We start from the raw sequence: 14,830 nt of genomic DNA on the forward strand, positions 1-14,830 counted from the left end.
CAACCTAGGGCGGGAGCGGGGCGCCGGGGCGTGAACCCGGTGGCCGGCGACCGCCGGGGGGAGCAGGATGGGCCGGTGCCCACCGAGATCCGCGAGCTGACCGCCGACGACCTGCGTGCCGCGCACGCCCTCAGCCACGAGGCCTTCGGTCCGCCGCGGCTGGCCGACGACGCCGAGCCGGGCCCCTACCCGCCGGGCCGGCGGATCGTGGGCGCCTTCGCCGACGGCCGGCTGGTGGCCAAGCTGAGCGGGATCGACCACCGGGCCTGGTGGCACGGCGCCGAGCTGGCCAGCCTGGGCATCGGCGGGGTCACCGTGGCGGTCGAGCACCGGGGCGCCGGACTGCTGGCGCGGCTGTTCGAGGACGCGCTGGGGGCCGCCCGGGAGGCGGGTGCGGCCGTCTCGACGCTCTACCCGACCGCTCCGGCCATCTACCGCGGACAGGGCTACGAGGTCGTGACCGACCTGCTCACGGTGGCCGTGCCCACCCGGGCGCTGGCCACCCTCCGGGTCCCCGAGGGGGTCCGGCTGCGACGCGCGGAGCCCGCCGACGTGCCCGCGGTGCGCGAGGTGTACCGACGGTGGGCCTCGGTCCACAACGGCCCGCTCACCCGGACCGGGCCGGCCTTCCCGGCCGGCGACGCCGAGCTGCTGGCCGAGCCCAGCGGGATCACCCTGGCCGAGCGCGACGGCGAGCTGCTCGGCTACTGCAGCTTCGAGCGCGGCACCGGCTACGGCCCGGAGGCCAAGGTGGAGGTGCCCGACCTGATGGCCAGCGGGCCCGAGGGCTACCTGGCGCTGCTGGCCTCGCTGGGCAGCCACTCCTCGGTGGTGGGCCGGATCGAGATCCGCACCTCCGGCGACGACCTGGTCCGGCTGCTGGCGCGCACGTCGGACTGGCAGGTCGTCGACCGCCACCCGTACATGCTGGCGGTGCTCGACGTGGCGGCCGCCTGCACCGGACGGCGCTGGCCCCCGGTCAGGGCGACGGTCGGCTGGACGGTGGCCGACGCGGCCGGCGGGCGCGGCTGGACCCTGGAGCTGGACGGCGAGGGCGGCGCCTCGTGCACGCCCGGTCCCCGGCGCGAGGACGTCCCCACGTTCTCCCGCCGCGGCTTCGCCGCCCGCTACTCCGGCCACTGGTCGTGCGCGAGCCTGCGCGGGGCCGGTCTGCTGACCGGGCCGACCGGCTCCGACGCCCTGCTGGACGCCGTGTTCACCGGCGAGTGCCACGTCCGCGACTACTTCTGACGGGCCCGCGGCGGAGCCGTCCGGGCCCCGGTCTAGGGTGACGCCATGCCTGCGACGATGGAGTTCGGACTGTTCGTGCCACAGGGGTGGCGTTTCGACCTGACGGAGGTCGAGGACGCCCGGCAGTGGCCGGTGATGCGCGACCTGGCCCAGCGGGCCGACCGCGGCGAGCACTGGCAGAGCCTGTGGGTCTACGACCACTTCCACACCACCCCGCTGCACAGCGAGGAGGCCACCCACGAGGCCTGGACGCTGATGGCGGCGCTGGCCGCCAGCACGGACCGGATCCGGCTGGGCCAGATGTGCACCTGCATGGCCTACCGCAACCCGATGTACCTGGCGAAGGTGGCCGCCACCATCGACCACGTCAGCGACGGCCGGCTGGAGATGGGCATCGGCGGCGGGTGGTACGAGCACGAGTGGCGCGCCTACGGCTACGGCTTCCCGCGCGCCGGTGTGCGGCTCGGCATGCTGGACGAGGGCGTGCAGATCTTCAGGCAGGCCTGGGAGACCGGGCACGCCACCCTCGACGGCAAGCACTACCAGGTCGACGACGCGCTCTGCTTCCCGCTCCCGCGCCAGGCCGGCGGCCCGCCGCTGTGGATCGCCGGGGGTGGTGAGAAGGTGACGCTGCGGATCGCCGCGCAGCACGCCCGCTACACCAACTTCGACGGCTCCCCGGAGGGCTTCGCCCACAAGTCGGAGGTCCTCGCCGGGCACTGCCGCGAGCTGGGCACCGACTTCGACGCCATCACCCGCTCGGCCAACTACAACGTCTTCATCGGGCGTGACGAGGCCGAGGTCGAGGAGCGCCGCCGCGCCTACGTCGACCGCGTGACCCCCCACCTCGGCGAGGAGCGCGTGCAGGCCCAGCTCAAGGGCTTCGACGGCCTGCCGGGCACCGGCACCGTCGAGCAGGTGGTCGAGAAGCTGCAGCAGGTCAAGGACCTCGGCATGACCTACGGCATCTTCTACTTCCCCGAGGCCGCCTACGACACCTCCGGCATCGAGCTGTTCGAGAACGAGGTCATCCCCGCGCTCCGCTGACCGGCGGCCCTCCGGCCGCCGGGAGCAGGCCGACGAGGACCTCGGCCGCGGCGGCGGAGTCGAAGCCGGGGTCGCGCATCTGCTCGGCCACGATCGCGTCGATCCCGCCGCCGACCACGAGGGCCAGCGCCCGGTGGTCGCCGGGCTGGCCGGTGGCCGCCTGCAGCAGGGCGGCGAGCGGGCCCCAGCGCGCGCTGGAGTCCTCCGCCGGCGTGCCGGTGTGGACGAGCGCCTCCACCATCATCCGGGCGTGGCGGGGGTGCTCTCGGAAGTGGGCGACCATCTCGCGCACGTAGGCCGCCGGCGCCCCGGCCGGGTCGGCCGCGTCGACCGCGGCCGACACCCGCTCCACCAGCGCGGACAGCACGGCCTGCTGGGCGGCGGCCACCACGGCCGACTTGGAGGCGAAGTAGTACAGCACCGCGGGCTTGGTGATGCCGGCCGCGTCGGCGATCCGCTGCAGCGACGTGCCGGCGTAGCCGTGCTCGGCCACCAGGTCGATCGTCACCTCGACCAGCTGGGCGCGGCGCGTCTCCTCGGTCAGGCTGGTCCGTCCCTCCCTCATGCCGTCCTCCTCGCAGGTCCGTCAGCCGGTTGGCAGAGCGACTCTTTTACCGTACGGTAGAAAAACCTACCATGCGGTAAGGAGATGTCGTGGCAGTCGCCCGCTCACGCCCCCGCCGGACCGGTCGGCTCGTCCTGGCCGGGACGGCCCTCGTGGTCGTCCTGCTCGTCGTCGCCGTGCTGCGGCCGTCGGCGCCCGTCGGGCACTGGACGTCCGCCGCGGGTCACGACGCCTTCGTCGAGGCCTACCGCCGCGCACTGGCCGAGATGCCGGCCCCCGCCCGCACCCTCGACCTGCGCACCGACCACGGCGTCGTCCGCGTCTACCGCTTCGACGGGCCCGCCGCGGGCGCCACTCCCCTGGTGCTGCTCCCCGGGCGCGCCTCGGCCTCGCCGGTGTGGGCGGACAACCTGCCCAGCCTGCTCCGGGTCGGCGACGTGTACACCGTCGACCTGCTGGGCGAACCGGGGCTCAGCGTGCAGGAGCGACCGGTGGAGGACGACGCCGACCAGGCCGCGTGGCTGGCGCAGGTGCTCGAGCAGCTGCCCGAGGAGTCCTTCCACCTCGTCGGTCTCTCCATCGGCGGCTGGACGGCGGCCAACCTCGCCGTGCACCGGCCCGAGCGCGTCGCGAGCCTGACCCTGGTCGACCCGGTGTTCGTCTTCGCCGACCTGTCCCCCGAGGCGGTGCTGCGCTCCGTGCCGGCCAGCGTCCGCTGGCTGCCGAGGTCGTGGCGCGACCGCTTCACCTCCTGGACGGCGGGCGGGGCCCCGGTCGAGGACGTGCCGGTGGCCGACATGATCGAGCTCGGCATGCAGCACTACGCGCTGGCCCTGCCCGCGCCGGCCCGGATCGAGGAGGCGGCGGTGGCCGGCATCACGGTGCCGACCCTGCTGGTCGTCGCCGGCAGCTCGGTGATGCACGACCCCGAGCAGGTCGCCGCGAACGCCCGGCGGCTGCTGCCGGAGGCGACGGTGCGGGTCTACGCCGGCGCCTCGCACGCGGTCAACGGCGAGCAGCCGGAGCGGATCGCCGACGACCTGGCCGAGCACACCGCCCGGCGCCGCTGACGGGGCTCGGGCCGTCGCCGCGAACCCCGGCCGTGGCAGGCTCTGCCGGGCGGGAGGCCGACCAGCACGGGGAGGAACGAGATGGCTGAGCCAGGACGCGAGGGCGCAGAGGCCGCGACGACGCCGGGGGACGTGGGCCACGGGGGCTTCGCGGCGGGCGACGCGGTGCAGGCCAGGCGGCTGACCGAGGCCGAGCTGGCGGTCCTGCTCGAGCGGCTGCGCGAGCAGGACGACCTCGGCAGCCGGTTCCTGGTGGCCGCGGCCGACCGGGGCGGGCTCGGCGCCGTCGGTGACGGCATCGCGCTGCTGGCGCGGGTCGACCGGTACTCCCACGTCCCCGGTGTGCTCAAGGGGATGCCCAAGGTGGCGGCCGGCGACGTCCTGGTCGCGGCCGCGCTGGAGGTGGTCGACGACCCGCGGACGGCCGAGCAGCACAACGGGGCTCCGACGAGGCTGGCGGTGCCCCTGCTCGAGCTGTGGGCGCTGGCCGCCCTCGCCGTCCGGGCCGACCCGGCGGTGGCCGACCGGCTGGCCGAGGCGCTGGAGGGCGACTACGTCGCCCAGCGCATCCCGGAGCTGCGTCGCTCCGGCGAGCGCGCCACCAGGTCTCAGCCCAGCACCGCGACGGCGCCGGAACCGGGCGTCGACGAACCGCCCCAGAAGGTGTCCCAGGTGAAGGAGTGGCTGCGCCAGCACCCCGACCCCGACCCCGAGGTGCTGGCACCCCGGCCCCGGCAGAAGGCGGCAGCCGTGGTCGCGGCCGTCCGGGCGCTGGGCACCATCGCCACCCCCGCCGCCCTGGACGTGATGACCCGCTACGCGACCGACCAGCCGTCCTCGGCGCTGCTGACGGAGCTGCACCGGGCCTGGCCCCGGTTCGACCGGCGCACGTTCGCCGCCGCCGTGTTCCTCCCCCGCGCCGGCGGGCTCGACCTCGACGTCTGCAGCGACCTGACCGGGATCGACGCCGTGGCGGGGCTGCGGCGCCTGCGGCTCGTCGTCCTCGACGAGCTCGACCTCGCCCCGCTGGCCGGGTGCACGGCGCTGCAGGAGCTCACCGTGCTGGTCAACGGCTCGCCCGGGGTCCGCGACATCACCCCGCTGACCGCGCTGCCCGAGCTGCGGGCCCTCACCCTCGTCGGCCAGACGGCCCAGTTCGACCTGGGTCCGCTGGCACGGCTGCCGCTGACCCGGCTGCGGCTCTCCCTCGACGGCGCCGAGGGCAGCGTGCTGACACGGATCCCCTCGCTGCGACGTCTCAGCCTCTCCGGCGCCGACGGCGCCGGCCGGGTCCACCCGCAGCTGGCCGAGCTCGTCCTGTCGCTGGTGGCCGCCGGCGTCGAGGTGGCGCTCTACCGCCACGAGCACCAGTGGGTCGACGCGCTGGTCGAGGGCTGCGGCTCCGCGTCGGACGTCCACGTCGCCGCCACGAACGGCAAGGTCGGCCTCACCCGCGACCCGGACCGCGTGGCCGACCTGGAGCGCGCGCTGTACCTCAACACCTTCCACTGACGCCCGTGCCCGCCGCCCGCCCGGCCTAGCCCGGGGCCGGGGCGGTGACCCGCTCGAGGAACCCCAGGATCCGGGCCAGCGCCTGCCGGCCCTCCGGGCGGTCCAGGTCGAACTGGTACTCGTGGCCGACGCCCGGCCGGTGGTCGGCGGGGAAGAAGAGGCTGTCGACCTCGACGTCCTGGGCTCGCAGCGCCTCGGCCAGCGCGTGCGAGTGCGGCTCCAGCGGGTCCTCGTCGCCCGCGGTGAGGAAGGTCGGCGGGTAGGCCGGGGTCACGTGCTGCGGGATGGAGGCGTAGGCGATACGGGGATCGTCCTCGAAGTGCTTCTCGCCGGTGTAGGCCCACAGCAGGTCGCGCTGCACCCGCCCCATGACCCCGTCGGAGTAGTCGGGGATGGTCAGGTCGTAGGCGCCGCAGGCCAGCACCACACCGCGCAGCTGGGACGCGCGGAGGGCCCGCGGCAGACCGGCGGCCGCGGCGTAGTCCCCGTCGGTGACGGCCAGCGCGGTCTGCGAGGCGATGTGGGCCCCGGCCGAGTCGCCGGCCAGCACCATCCGGGCGGTGTCGACGTGGAGCCGGCCGGCGTGGGTCTGCAGGTGCTGCAGGGCGGCCGCGACCTGCTGCACCTGCAGCGGGTAGCGCCCCTCCGGCGCCTTGGTGTACTCCACCGAGGCCACGGTGTAGCCGGAGGCGGCGAGGATCTTGGCGTAGGCCGTGGTGCCGTCCTTGGTGCCGGCCACGAACGCACCGCCGTGCACCCACACCACCGTGGGCAGCGCCTCGGTGGTGCCCTCGGGGTAGAACACGTCCAGCCGGGCGTCCGGGTCGCCGGCGTAGGCCTCGTCCACCACGCCGGTGACCCCCGGCGGCACGTGGGCCTCGAGCGCCGCCAGCGCGGCCTGGCCGTTGACGTCCGGGGAGTAGCGCACCAGCAGCGTGGTGGGCCAGGGGCTCACCTGGAACGCCACGACGACCCCGAGCACGACCGCGGTCAGCACCACGAGGGACCAGCGCAGGACGCGGCGGACCGGGCGCGCGCCGGTCCCGCTCCCCTGCCCGACCACCCCGCTACCGCACGTCGCCGCAGTGCACGTGGACGTGCAGGTGCTTGGAGTCCTGGTAGGCGCCGAGGTTGGTCTCCACGCAGGCGGCGCCGTAGCGCTCCTCCACCGTGCGGGCGACCTGCTGCACCACGACCAGCAGCGCCCGCAGGTCCTCGGCGTCGGCGGCGGTCGCCGTGGTCAGCGAGGAGATGTGCCGCTTCGGCACCACCACCAGGTGGACGTCCCAGAACGGGCGCGTGTGGTGGTAGGCGAGCACCCGTTCGTCCTCGTGGACGACGTCGAGGGCGGCGGTGTCGCGGAGGGCGACGTCGCAGTAGAAGTCGGACCCGGTGTACGGCTGCACGCGCTCATCATCACAGCCGACCGGGCCCCGCGGCAGCACCCCGTGGCAGGTCGCGGCGGCGACGTGGCACGGTGGGACCATGGCGCGGGCGCGGACCAGCAGGTCGGAGCAGGACGTCCCGCTGGCCCGGTACCAGTCGATGCGGGACTTCAGCCGGACCCCCGAGCCCGCCGGCTCCCCCGCCCCCGAGCCCGCCGGTGGCCGGCGACGGTTCGTGGTGCAGCGGCACCGGGCGCGGGCGCTGCACTACGACGTCCGCTTCGAGATCGACGGCGTGCTGGTCAGCTGGGCGGTGCCCAAGGGTCCGACGCTGGACCCCGACGTCCGTCGGCTGGCCGTCCACGTCGAGGACCACCCGGTGGAGTACATCGACTTCGAGGGCGTCATCCCCAGCGGGGAGTACGGCGGCGGCGACGTCATCGTCTGGGACGCCGGGACCTGGGAGCCCGCCGAGGGCGTCGACCCCGCCGAGGAGCTGGCCGGCGGCACGCTGCACGTCGACGTGCAGGGGCAGAAGATCCGTGGCCGCTTCGTGCTGGTGCGCACCAAGGAGCGGGGCAGCCGCGGCAAGGAGCAGTGGATGATGCTGCACAAGCACGACGAGCACGCCGTGAGCGGCTGGGACGCCGAGGACCACCCCCGCTCGGTGCTGAGCGGGCGCACCAACGACGAGGTGCGCGACGACCCCGACCGGCTGTGGCGCTCGGACCTGCCGGCCGACCGGGCCTCGATCGCGCTGCGGGTGCCCGTCCCCGACCCGCCGGGCGCCGACGAGCTCGCAGCCCTCGACGAGATGGGGGTCAAGGGCACCTGGGAGGTGTTCGGCCGCTCGCTGCGGCTCACCAACCTCGACAAGGTGCTGTTCCCCGCCCGCGAGGGCGGCGAGCCGGTCACCAAGCGCGACCTCGTGCGCTACACCGCGCAGGTCGCCCCGGTCGCGCTGCCCTACCTCGCCGGCCGGGCGCTGAACATGCACCGCTACCCCAACGGCGCCGGCACCAAGGGCTTCTGGCACAAGGAGCTGCCCGGCCACGCCCCGGACTGGTTGCCGCGCTGGGAGAACCCGGAGGCCGACCCGGGCGAGACGCGCACGTACCTCGTCGTCGACGAACCGGCCGCGCTGGTGTGGGCGGCGAACTTCGGGGCGCTGGAGTGGCACCCGTGGACGTCGCGCACCGGGTCACCGCACCGGCCCTCCTACGTGCTGTTCGACATCGACCCCGGCGAGCGGACGTCGTGGGAGGACACCCTGCTGATGGCCCGGCTGCACCGGACCGCGCTGGAGCACCTGGGGGTGCACGGCCGTCCCAAGGTCACCGGCCGCCGCGGCATCCAGATCTGGGTGCCGATCTGCGAGGGACCCGGCTTCGACGAGACCCGGGCCTGGGCCGAGACCGTCTCCCGCAGCGTGGGCGCGGTGGTGCCGGAGCTGGTCAGCTGGAAGTGGAACGTCAGCGACCGCGGCGGGCTGGCCCGGCTGGACTACACCCAGAACGCCATCAACAAGACCCTGGTGGCGCCCTACAGCCCCCGGCCCGCCCCGGGCGCTCCGGTGTCGGCACCCATCGACTGGGACGAGCTCGACGACCCGACGCTGCGCCCCGACGGGTTCACCCTGGCGGCGATGGCCCGGCGGCTCGCCGAGCGCGGCGACCTGTTCGCCGACGTCCAGCGCCACGACCAGCAGCTGCCCGCCGTCCGGTGAGCCGGGCGGTGCGCGGGTAGAGCAGCAGCGAGCACCCCGAGGACACGGGGACGCAGCAGAGAGGAGAGGTCGTGGCGAGGTCGATCTGGACGGGAGCGCTGTCCTTCGGACTGGTCAGCGTGCCGGTGGGGCTGTACACCGCCACCTCCGAGCACGAGGTCCGCTTCCACCAGTTCGAGGAGGGCACCACCTCCCGGATCCGCTACAAGCGGGTCAACGAGGACACCGGCGAGGAGGTCCCGCACGAGCGCATCGTCCGCGGCGCAGAGGTCGAGGACGGCCGCTGGGTGGTGCTCACCGACGAGGAGCTGGACTCGGTCGCCCCCGGGCGCAGCCGCACCATCGACATCACCGACTTCGTCGACGCCGCCGAGATCGACCCGGTGCACTACCAGAAGAGCTACTACCTCGCCCCCACCGACGAGACCGCCGCCAAGCCGTACGCGCTGCTGGTGGCCGCGCTGACCAAGGCGCAGCGGATCGCCGTGGCCACCTTCGTCATGCGGGGCAAGCAGTACCTCGCCGCGGTGCGCCCGTCGGGCGACGTGCTCGTGCTGGAGACGATGTACTTCGCCGACGAGGTGCGCGACCCGGCCGAGGTGCTCGACGACGTGCCGAAGATGGCGTCCCCGCGCAGCAAGGACGTCCAGATGGCCATCGACCTGATCGAGGCGATGAGCGGGCCGTGGGAGCCCGAGCGGTACACCGACACCTACACCGAACGGGTGGAGGAGCTGATCGCGGCCAAGCGGGAGGACCGCGAGGTGGTCACCGAGGACGAGCCCGACCGCGGCGGCGAGGTCGTCGACCTGGTGGCGGCGCTGCGGGCCTCGCTCGACGCCGCCAAGGGCCGGCGCGGTGGCGGCTCCGCGGGCGGGAGCGGGAGCGGCGGGAAGGCCGGCGGGAAGCAGGCCGACCTGTCGGGGGCCTCGAAGCAGGAGCTGTACGCGCGGGCGCAGGAGCTCGAGCTGCCAGGACGCTCGTCGATGACCCGCGACGAGCTGGCGGCCGCGGTGGCCGAGGCCGAGGGGTCGCGCCGGGCCGGCTGAGCACCCCCGGGCGGGACGCTCGCTGGTCGGCGGGTCGGCCGGCCGCCCCCGCGGGGTCTACGGTGATCGCCATGACGCCACTGCCCCGCAGCACCCCCTCCGCCCAGCAGGTCGACGCCGGTGGTGTGCTGGCCCTGCTCGATGCGCTGGACGCCGCCGGCACCGAGATGCACAGCCTGATGGTGCTGCGCCACGGCCACGTGGTCGCCGAGGGCTGGTGGGCGCCGTACACCGCCGAGCGCCGCCACCTGCTGTACTCGCTGTCGAAGAGCTTCACCTCCACCGCAGCCGGGTTCGCCGTCGCCGAGGGGCTGCTCGACCTCGACGACACCGTGCTGTCGCACTTCCCCGAGCTCGACGCCGAGGTGACCGACCCGCGCAGCCGGGCGATGCGGGTGCGCCACGTGGCCGCGATGGCCAGCGGGCACACCGGCGAGACGCTGCAGCGGGCGGTGGCGGTCGACCCGGTGGACGTGGTCCGCGGCTTCCTGCTCACCCCGCCCGAGGCCGAGCCGGGCACCGTCTTCGCCTACAACCAGCCGTGCACCTTCACGCTGGGCCGGATCGTGCAGCGCCGCTCGGGCCACCGGCTGACCGAGTACCTGCGGCCGCGGCTGCTCGACCCGCTGGGCATCGGCGAGGTGGGCTGGCTGCGTCACGGCGAGGACGACATGGGGTTCACCGGGCTGCACGCGCGGACGGAGGACATCGCCCGGCTGGGACAGCTCTACCTGCAGCGCGGACGCTGGGACGGCGTCCAGCTGCTCGACGAGGAGTGGGTGGCCGACGCCACCCGCGCGCACGTCTCCAACGAGCGCGAGCCCAACCCCGACTGGCAGCAGGGCTACGGCTTCCAGTTCTGGATGAGCCGGCACGGCTACCGCGGCGACGGCGCCTACGGCCAGTTCTGCCTGGTGCTGCCCGAGCAGGACGCCGTCGTGGCCACCACCGCCGCCACCGAGGACATGCAGACCGTGCTCGACGCCGTCTGGGCCCACCTGCTGCCCGCCCTGGGCGCCCACCCCGACGCCGACGCCGAGACCGAGCTGGCGCAGCGGCTGCAGCAGCTGCGGCTCGACCCGGTCGCGGTCGGCTCGGGCCCCGCCGCACCCGACGCGACCCCCCGCGAGCTCACCGTGGTCGACGCGGACGACCGCACCCCGCCCGGGCTGACGGCCGTCACCGTGCAGGCCGGCGAGGAGCTGGTGCGGCTGACGCTGCACCAGCGCACCAGCCGGCTGGAGGTCGGCGCTGCCCCGGGCGACTGGCTGGTCGGCGAGGCGGCCGGCCGGCAGGGACCGGTCCCGGTGGCCGCCTCGGCCGGCTGGCCGCAGGCCGGCACGCTGCAGGTGGAGGTCGCCTTCCTGGAGACCCCGCACCGGCTGGTGGTCACCTGCTCCGAGGCCGACGGCACGGCCACCGCGCGCTGGCGCACGGTCCCGCTGCACCAGGGCGAGCTCGACACGCTGCGCTGCCCGGACTGATCCGGGCCGGCCTCAGTAGGCCACGCCGATGTGCTCGCGGTGGTGGGTCGGGTTCTCGATCTCGTCCACCACCGCGGCGGCGAAGTCGGCACCGGAGATGCGCGATCCGCCCTCGGCGTCGACGAGGGCGACCTCGCCCCCGACGCGGTAGCGGCCGGTCCGCTCCCCCGGCGCCCAGGCGCCGTAGGAGCCGGCCGGGCTCACGAACACCCAGTCCAGCTGCTCGGGGGCCCGCTCGGCGAGCATCACCCGGGTCGCCTCCCCCTCCAGCGCCTCCGCGCGGTACTCCTCCGCCAGTTCCCCCTCGACGAAGCGGGGTGCCCCGGGAGCCGGACGCAACGAGCTGAAGCCGCCGATCTGCAGGTAGCGAGCCCCGGCGTCGGCAGCCAGCCGGGCCAGCTCGGTGTAGACCTCGACCAGCCGTCCGGCCATGTCGCCGCGCGGCGACAGCGTGGCGACGACGGCGTCAGCGCCGGGCACCACGTCGGCGGCCACCTGCTCGGCCGGGCCCGTCACGTAGCGCACGCCCTCGACCGGGTCGTGCGGCCGTGAGCGGCTGACGGCGACGACCTGGTGACCGCGGGCGACGGCCTCCCGGACGATGGCGGCGCCGGTGTAGCCGGTGCCTCCGACGACGACGATGCTGGCCATGGGCTGCGCTCCTCCTCGGTGGACGGGTCTTCTCGAGCCTGCAACCCGCGAGCCCGGCCGGTTAGTCCCGTCGCGGTCCGGCGCCGCGGGCGTCCTCCTCGCACCACCTCGGTATTCAGTGTTGCTATCTACCGGTACTCGTGCTTACTATGTACCAGTACTCAACGTCACCAAGTAGCAGCGAGGAGCAGGACCTGTGAGCAAGCAGCGGACCGAGATGCTGAAGGGCACCCTCGAGGGGATCGTCCTGGCGCTCCTGGCCTCGCAGCCGGCCTACGGCTACGAGATCACCGCGCGGCTCCGCGACCAGGGCTTCACCGAGATCGCCGAGGGCACCGTCTACGCCCTGCTCGTCCGGATCGAGCAGCGCGGCCTCGTCGACGTCGAGAAGGTCCCCTCGGAGAAGGGCCCGCCACGCAAGGTCTACTCCCTCAACGCCGACGGCGGCGAGTACCTGGACGAGTTCTGGAGGACCTGGAGCTTCCTCTCAGAACGCCTCGAACAGCTCCGCACCGACATCCAGCACACCCCAGACGAAGGAGCCTGACCATGGCCGCGAAGTGGATCGAAGCACTCACCGGCTCGCTCGAGCAGAAGAAGCAGTACCGGCAGTTCATGGCGAGGCTGGAGGCGCTGCCCGAGCCCTACCGCGGCGCCGCCAAGGCCTTCCACCGGTACTTCCTGCACTACGGCGGATTCGTCGAGGGCGACACCCTCGTCACCATGCTCGGCGACCTCGCCGACCTGTGGGAGCGGGCGGCCGCCGACGGCACGTCCGTCAGGGACATCGTCGGCGACGACCCCGTCGGGTTCGCCGAGGACTTCACCCGCTCCTACGAGGGCGCGCGCTGGATCGACAAGGAGCGCCAGCGGCTGACCGAGGCCATCGACCGCGCCGCCGGCGCCTGACCGCGACCTGAGAAGAGGGAGCACCATGACTACCACCCAGACCCCCGACCCGGTGATCCGCGTCCGGGGGCTCCGCAAGGCCTACCAGGACCTGCAGGTGCTGCAGGGCGTCGACCTCGACGTCCGGGCCGGCAGCATCTTCGCGCTGCTCGGCTCCAACGGGGCCGGCAAGACCACGCTGGTCCGCATCCTGGCCACCCTGCTCCAGCCCGACGCCGGCTCCGCGACGGTGCACGGCTTCGACGTCGTGGCCCAGCCCGGCGACGTCCGCCGCTCCATCAGCCTGACCGGGCAGTTCGCCGCCGTCGACGAGGTGCTCACCGGCCGGGAGAACCTCGTGCTGGTCGCCCGGCTCCGCCACCTCGACGACCCGGGCGCGATCGCCGACCGGCTGCTGGCCCGGTTCGGGCTGAGCGAGGCCGGGGACCGCAGGGCCTCCACCTACTCGGGCGGGATGCGGCGCCGGCTCGACATCGCCATGAGCCTGATCGGCGACCCGCCGGTCATCTTCCTCGACGAGCCCACCACCGGCCTCGACCCGCAGGCGCGGGCGGAGGTGTGGCGGACGGTGCAGGACCTCGCCCGCGGCGGCACCACGGTGCTGCTCACCACCCAGTACCTGGACGAGGCCGAGCAGCTCGCCGACCGCATCGCCATCCTGCACCGCGGCACCATCATCCAGAACGGCACCCTCGCCGAGCTCAAGCAGCTGCTGCCGCCCGCCCGGGTGGAGTACGTCGAGAAGCAGCCCTCCCTCGAAGACGTCTTCCTCGCGCTCGTCGGTGACGACGGCGCGACCACCACCGCCGACGGCGGTCCCACCCGCGGGACCGGCCCGGCAGGAGAGGAACCCCGATGAGTACCACCGTCCTCGGCGACACCGGCGTCCTGACCGGCCGCTCGCTGCGCCACGTCCTGCGCAGCCCCGACACCATCATCACCACCGCGGTCACCCCGGTCGCGATGATGCTGCTGTTCGTCTACGTCTTCGGCGGCGCCATCCAGACCGGCGCACCGGAGTCCTACGTCAACTACCTGCTGCCCGGCATCCTGCTGATCACCATCGCCTCCGGGGTCGCCTACACCGCCTACCGGCTGTTCCTCGACCTGCAGGGCGGGATCCTCGAGCGCTTCCAGTCCATGCCGATCGGGCGCTCGAGCGTGCTCTGGGCCCACGTCCTCACCTCGCTGGCCGCGAACCTGGTCTCGGTGGCGGTCGTGGTGGGGGTGGCCCTGCTGATGGGCTTCCGCAGCGGCGCCTCCGTCGGCGCCTGGCTGGCGGTGACCGGCATCCTGGTGCTGTTCACGCTGGCGCTGACCTGGATCGCCGTCCTGGTCGGCCTGACCGCCAAGACCGTGGACGGGGCCAGCGCCTTCAGCTACCCGCTGATCTTCCTGCCCTTCATCAGCTCGGCGTTCGTGCCCACCACCACCATGCCCGGACCGGTCGCCTGGTTCGCCGAGAACCAGCCGGTCACCTCCGTGGTGGACACCATCCGGGCCCTGCTCGCCGAGCAGCCGGTGGGCTCCGACATCTGGGTCGCCCTCGGCTGGCTGGTCGGCGTCCTGGTGCTCGCCTACGGGGTGGCGAGCGCCGCCTACCGCCGCAGGACCCGCTGACCCCCGTCCGTGACGTCCGGCCCGCCGCAGGCGCGCCGGACGTCCGGGCGTCCGGGACCGGGCTCAGTCGGTGAGCGGGCGGCCCTTGAGCTCCGGCAGCCAGAAGGCGGCCGCGGCGGCCACCGCGAAGGCCGCCCCGAAGACGGCGAACACGGTCGGGTTGCCGCCCAGCGCCGCCAGCGGCGGGACCACCAGCGGGGCGATGATCGAGGCGATCCGGCCGAACGCGGCCGCCGCCCCGGCACCGGTGCCCCGCACGCCGGTCGGGTACAGCTCCGGGCCGACCGCGTACAGCGCCCCCCAGGCGCCCAGGTTGAAGAAGGACAGCATCATGCCGAAGGCCACGATGGTGGCCGGCGCGTCGGCGGTGCCGAACAGCAGCGCGCTGATCGCCGAGCCCACCAGGAAGGTGGCCAGCGTGGCGCGGCGTCCCCACACCTCGATCAACCACGCCGAGACGGCGTAGCCGGGCAGCTGGGCCAGCGTGATGGTGAGCGTGTACTGGAAGGACTTGACCAGGGTGAAGCCCTCGTCGACCAGCAGGGACGGCAGCCACAGGAA

Annotated in this window: 16 protein-coding genes; 11 read left to right on the plus strand and 5 right to left on the minus strand. The window is 74.2% G+C overall.

Annotated features, from left to right (window positions below):
* The first annotated feature begins 75 nt into the window (after nucleotides 1-75).
* Together GC722_RS09350 and GC722_RS09355 are read left to right on the plus strand one after the other, a co-directional pair.
* Entirely contained in the window at nucleotides 76-1,251 is a 1,176-nt protein-coding gene (locus tag GC722_RS09350) for a GNAT family N-acetyltransferase (RefSeq protein WP_197429929.1), read from the plus strand.
* Between the two features lie 45 nt (nucleotides 1,252-1,296).
* Entirely contained in the window at nucleotides 1,297-2,298 is a 1,002-nt protein-coding gene (locus tag GC722_RS09355) for an LLM class F420-dependent oxidoreductase (protein WP_231747553.1), read from the plus strand.
* Here the strand turns inward: GC722_RS09355 and GC722_RS09360 are convergent.
* Nucleotides 2,279-2,863, minus strand: a complete 585-nt coding sequence (locus GC722_RS09360) for a TetR/AcrR family transcriptional regulator (protein ID WP_156609624.1) — start codon at nucleotides 2,861-2,863, stop codon at nucleotides 2,279-2,281. The genes GC722_RS09355 and GC722_RS09360 overlap by 20 nt on opposite strands.
* Nucleotides 2,864-2,952: 89 nt before the next feature.
* On the opposite strand from GC722_RS09360, the gene GC722_RS09365 reads away from it, so the two are divergent.
* Nucleotides 2,953-3,933: an alpha/beta fold hydrolase gene (locus GC722_RS09365; RefSeq protein ID WP_197429930.1), complete on the plus strand. Its 981-nt coding sequence runs from the start codon at nucleotides 2,953-2,955 to the stop codon at nucleotides 3,931-3,933.
* Between the two features lie 81 nt (nucleotides 3,934-4,014).
* Entirely contained in the window at nucleotides 4,015-5,445 is a 1,431-nt protein-coding gene (locus GC722_RS09370) for a hypothetical protein (protein ID WP_156609625.1), read from the plus strand.
* 25 nt (nucleotides 5,446-5,470) lie between these two features.
* Here the strand turns inward: GC722_RS09370 and GC722_RS09375 are convergent, their stop codons facing one another.
* Both GC722_RS09375 and GC722_RS09380 read right to left on the minus strand, forming a co-directional pair.
* Nucleotides 5,471-6,508 carry an alpha/beta hydrolase gene (locus GC722_RS09375; protein WP_156609626.1) on the minus strand — a complete coding sequence of 346 codons (1,038 nt, stop codon included), beginning with the start codon at nucleotides 6,506-6,508 and terminating at the stop codon, nucleotides 5,471-5,473.
* A 4-nt stretch (nucleotides 6,509-6,512) separates the two neighbouring features.
* A complete protein-coding gene (locus GC722_RS09380) occupies nucleotides 6,513-6,851 on the minus strand; it encodes an HIT family protein (protein WP_331714607.1) in 339 nt (112 codons plus the stop codon).
* Between the two features lie 79 nt (nucleotides 6,852-6,930).
* Between GC722_RS09380 and ligD the strand changes: the two genes are divergently transcribed.
* The 3 genes from ligD to GC722_RS09395 all read left to right on the plus strand — a co-directional run bounded on the left by ligD (nucleotide 6,931) and on the right by GC722_RS09395 (nucleotide 11,089).
* Nucleotides 6,931-8,556 carry a non-homologous end-joining DNA ligase LigD gene (ligD, locus tag GC722_RS09385; protein ID WP_156609628.1) on the plus strand — a complete coding sequence of 542 codons (1,626 nt, stop codon included), beginning with the start codon at nucleotides 6,931-6,933 and terminating at the stop codon, nucleotides 8,554-8,556.
* Nucleotides 8,557-8,627: 71 nt separating this feature from the next.
* A complete protein-coding gene (ku, locus tag GC722_RS09390; RefSeq protein ID WP_331714608.1) occupies nucleotides 8,628-9,605 on the plus strand; it encodes a non-homologous end joining protein Ku in 978 nt (325 codons plus the stop codon).
* 71 nt (nucleotides 9,606-9,676) lie between these two features.
* Nucleotides 9,677-11,089 (plus strand): serine hydrolase domain-containing protein, encoded by a 1,413-nt coding sequence (locus tag GC722_RS09395; protein WP_156609629.1) that lies wholly within the window; start codon nucleotides 9,677-9,679, stop codon nucleotides 11,087-11,089.
* A 12-nt stretch (nucleotides 11,090-11,101) separates the two neighbouring features.
* On the opposite strand, the gene GC722_RS09400 is transcribed toward GC722_RS09395, so the two are convergent.
* Complete coding sequence (locus tag GC722_RS09400; protein ID WP_156609630.1) at nucleotides 11,102-11,740, minus strand: NAD(P)-dependent oxidoreductase; 639 nt, start codon at nucleotides 11,738-11,740, stop codon at nucleotides 11,102-11,104.
* A gap of 196 nt (nucleotides 11,741-11,936) precedes the next feature.
* Between GC722_RS09400 and GC722_RS09405 the strand changes: the two genes are divergently transcribed.
* Genes GC722_RS09405 through GC722_RS09420 form a run of 4 tightly spaced genes read left to right on the plus strand, consistent with a single transcriptional unit; the run spans nucleotide 11,937 to nucleotide 14,269 of the window.
* Nucleotides 11,937-12,287 (plus strand): PadR family transcriptional regulator, encoded by a 351-nt coding sequence (locus tag GC722_RS09405; RefSeq protein WP_331714609.1) that lies wholly within the window; start codon nucleotides 11,937-11,939, stop codon nucleotides 12,285-12,287.
* Nucleotides 12,288-12,289: 2 nt separating this feature from the next.
* Nucleotides 12,290-12,649: a DUF1048 domain-containing protein gene (locus tag GC722_RS09410; protein WP_156609631.1), complete on the plus strand. Its 360-nt coding sequence runs from the start codon at nucleotides 12,290-12,292 to the stop codon at nucleotides 12,647-12,649.
* 25 nt (nucleotides 12,650-12,674) lie between these two features.
* Nucleotides 12,675-13,508 (plus strand): ABC transporter ATP-binding protein, encoded by an 834-nt coding sequence (locus tag GC722_RS09415; protein ID WP_156609632.1) that lies wholly within the window; start codon nucleotides 12,675-12,677, stop codon nucleotides 13,506-13,508.
* The gene (locus GC722_RS09420; protein ID WP_156609633.1) at nucleotides 13,505-14,269 is read left to right on the plus strand and encodes an ABC transporter permease; all 765 of its coding nucleotides are present in this window, start codon (nucleotides 13,505-13,507) and stop codon (nucleotides 14,267-14,269) included. Before GC722_RS09415 ends, GC722_RS09420 begins: the two co-directional genes overlap by 4 nt.
* 63 nt (nucleotides 14,270-14,332) lie before the next feature.
* On the opposite strand, the gene GC722_RS09425 is transcribed toward GC722_RS09420, so the two are convergent.
* Nucleotides 14,333-14,830: MFS transporter (locus GC722_RS09425; protein WP_156609892.1), on the minus strand; the 498-nt coding region annotated here is incomplete at its 5' end.

This window comes from Auraticoccus cholistanensis (assembly GCF_009742705.1).
GTDB lineage: Bacteria > Actinomycetota > Actinomycetes > Propionibacteriales > Propionibacteriaceae > Auraticoccus > Auraticoccus cholistanensis.

What these genes read in the sequence shown, in the direction of transcription:
- GC722_RS09400 (WP_156609630.1), bottom strand. Translation starts at nt 11,740, where the DNA reads ATGGCCAGCATCGTCGTCGTCGGAGGCACCGGCTACACCGGCGCCGCC.
- GC722_RS09395 (WP_156609629.1), top strand. Translation starts at nt 9,677, where the DNA reads ATGACGCCACTGCCCCGCAGCACCCCCTCCGCCCAGCAGGTCGACGCC.
- GC722_RS09415 (WP_156609632.1), top strand. Translation starts at nt 12,675, where the DNA reads ATGACTACCACCCAGACCCCCGACCCGGTGATCCGCGTCCGGGGGCTC.
- GC722_RS09420 (WP_156609633.1), top strand. Translation starts at nt 13,505, where the DNA reads ATGAGTACCACCGTCCTCGGCGACACCGGCGTCCTGACCGGCCGCTCG.
- GC722_RS09410 (WP_156609631.1), top strand. Translation starts at nt 12,290, where the DNA reads ATGGCCGCGAAGTGGATCGAAGCACTCACCGGCTCGCTCGAGCAGAAG.
- GC722_RS09360 (WP_156609624.1), bottom strand. Translation starts at nt 2,863, where the DNA reads ATGAGGGAGGGACGGACCAGCCTGACCGAGGAGACGCGCCGCGCCCAG.
- GC722_RS09355 (WP_231747553.1), top strand. Translation starts at nt 1,297, where the DNA reads ATGCCTGCGACGATGGAGTTCGGACTGTTCGTGCCACAGGGGTGGCGT.
- ligD (WP_156609628.1), top strand. Translation starts at nt 6,931, where the DNA reads ATGGCGCGGGCGCGGACCAGCAGGTCGGAGCAGGACGTCCCGCTGGCC.
- GC722_RS09370 (WP_156609625.1), top strand. Translation starts at nt 4,015, where the DNA reads ATGGCTGAGCCAGGACGCGAGGGCGCAGAGGCCGCGACGACGCCGGGG.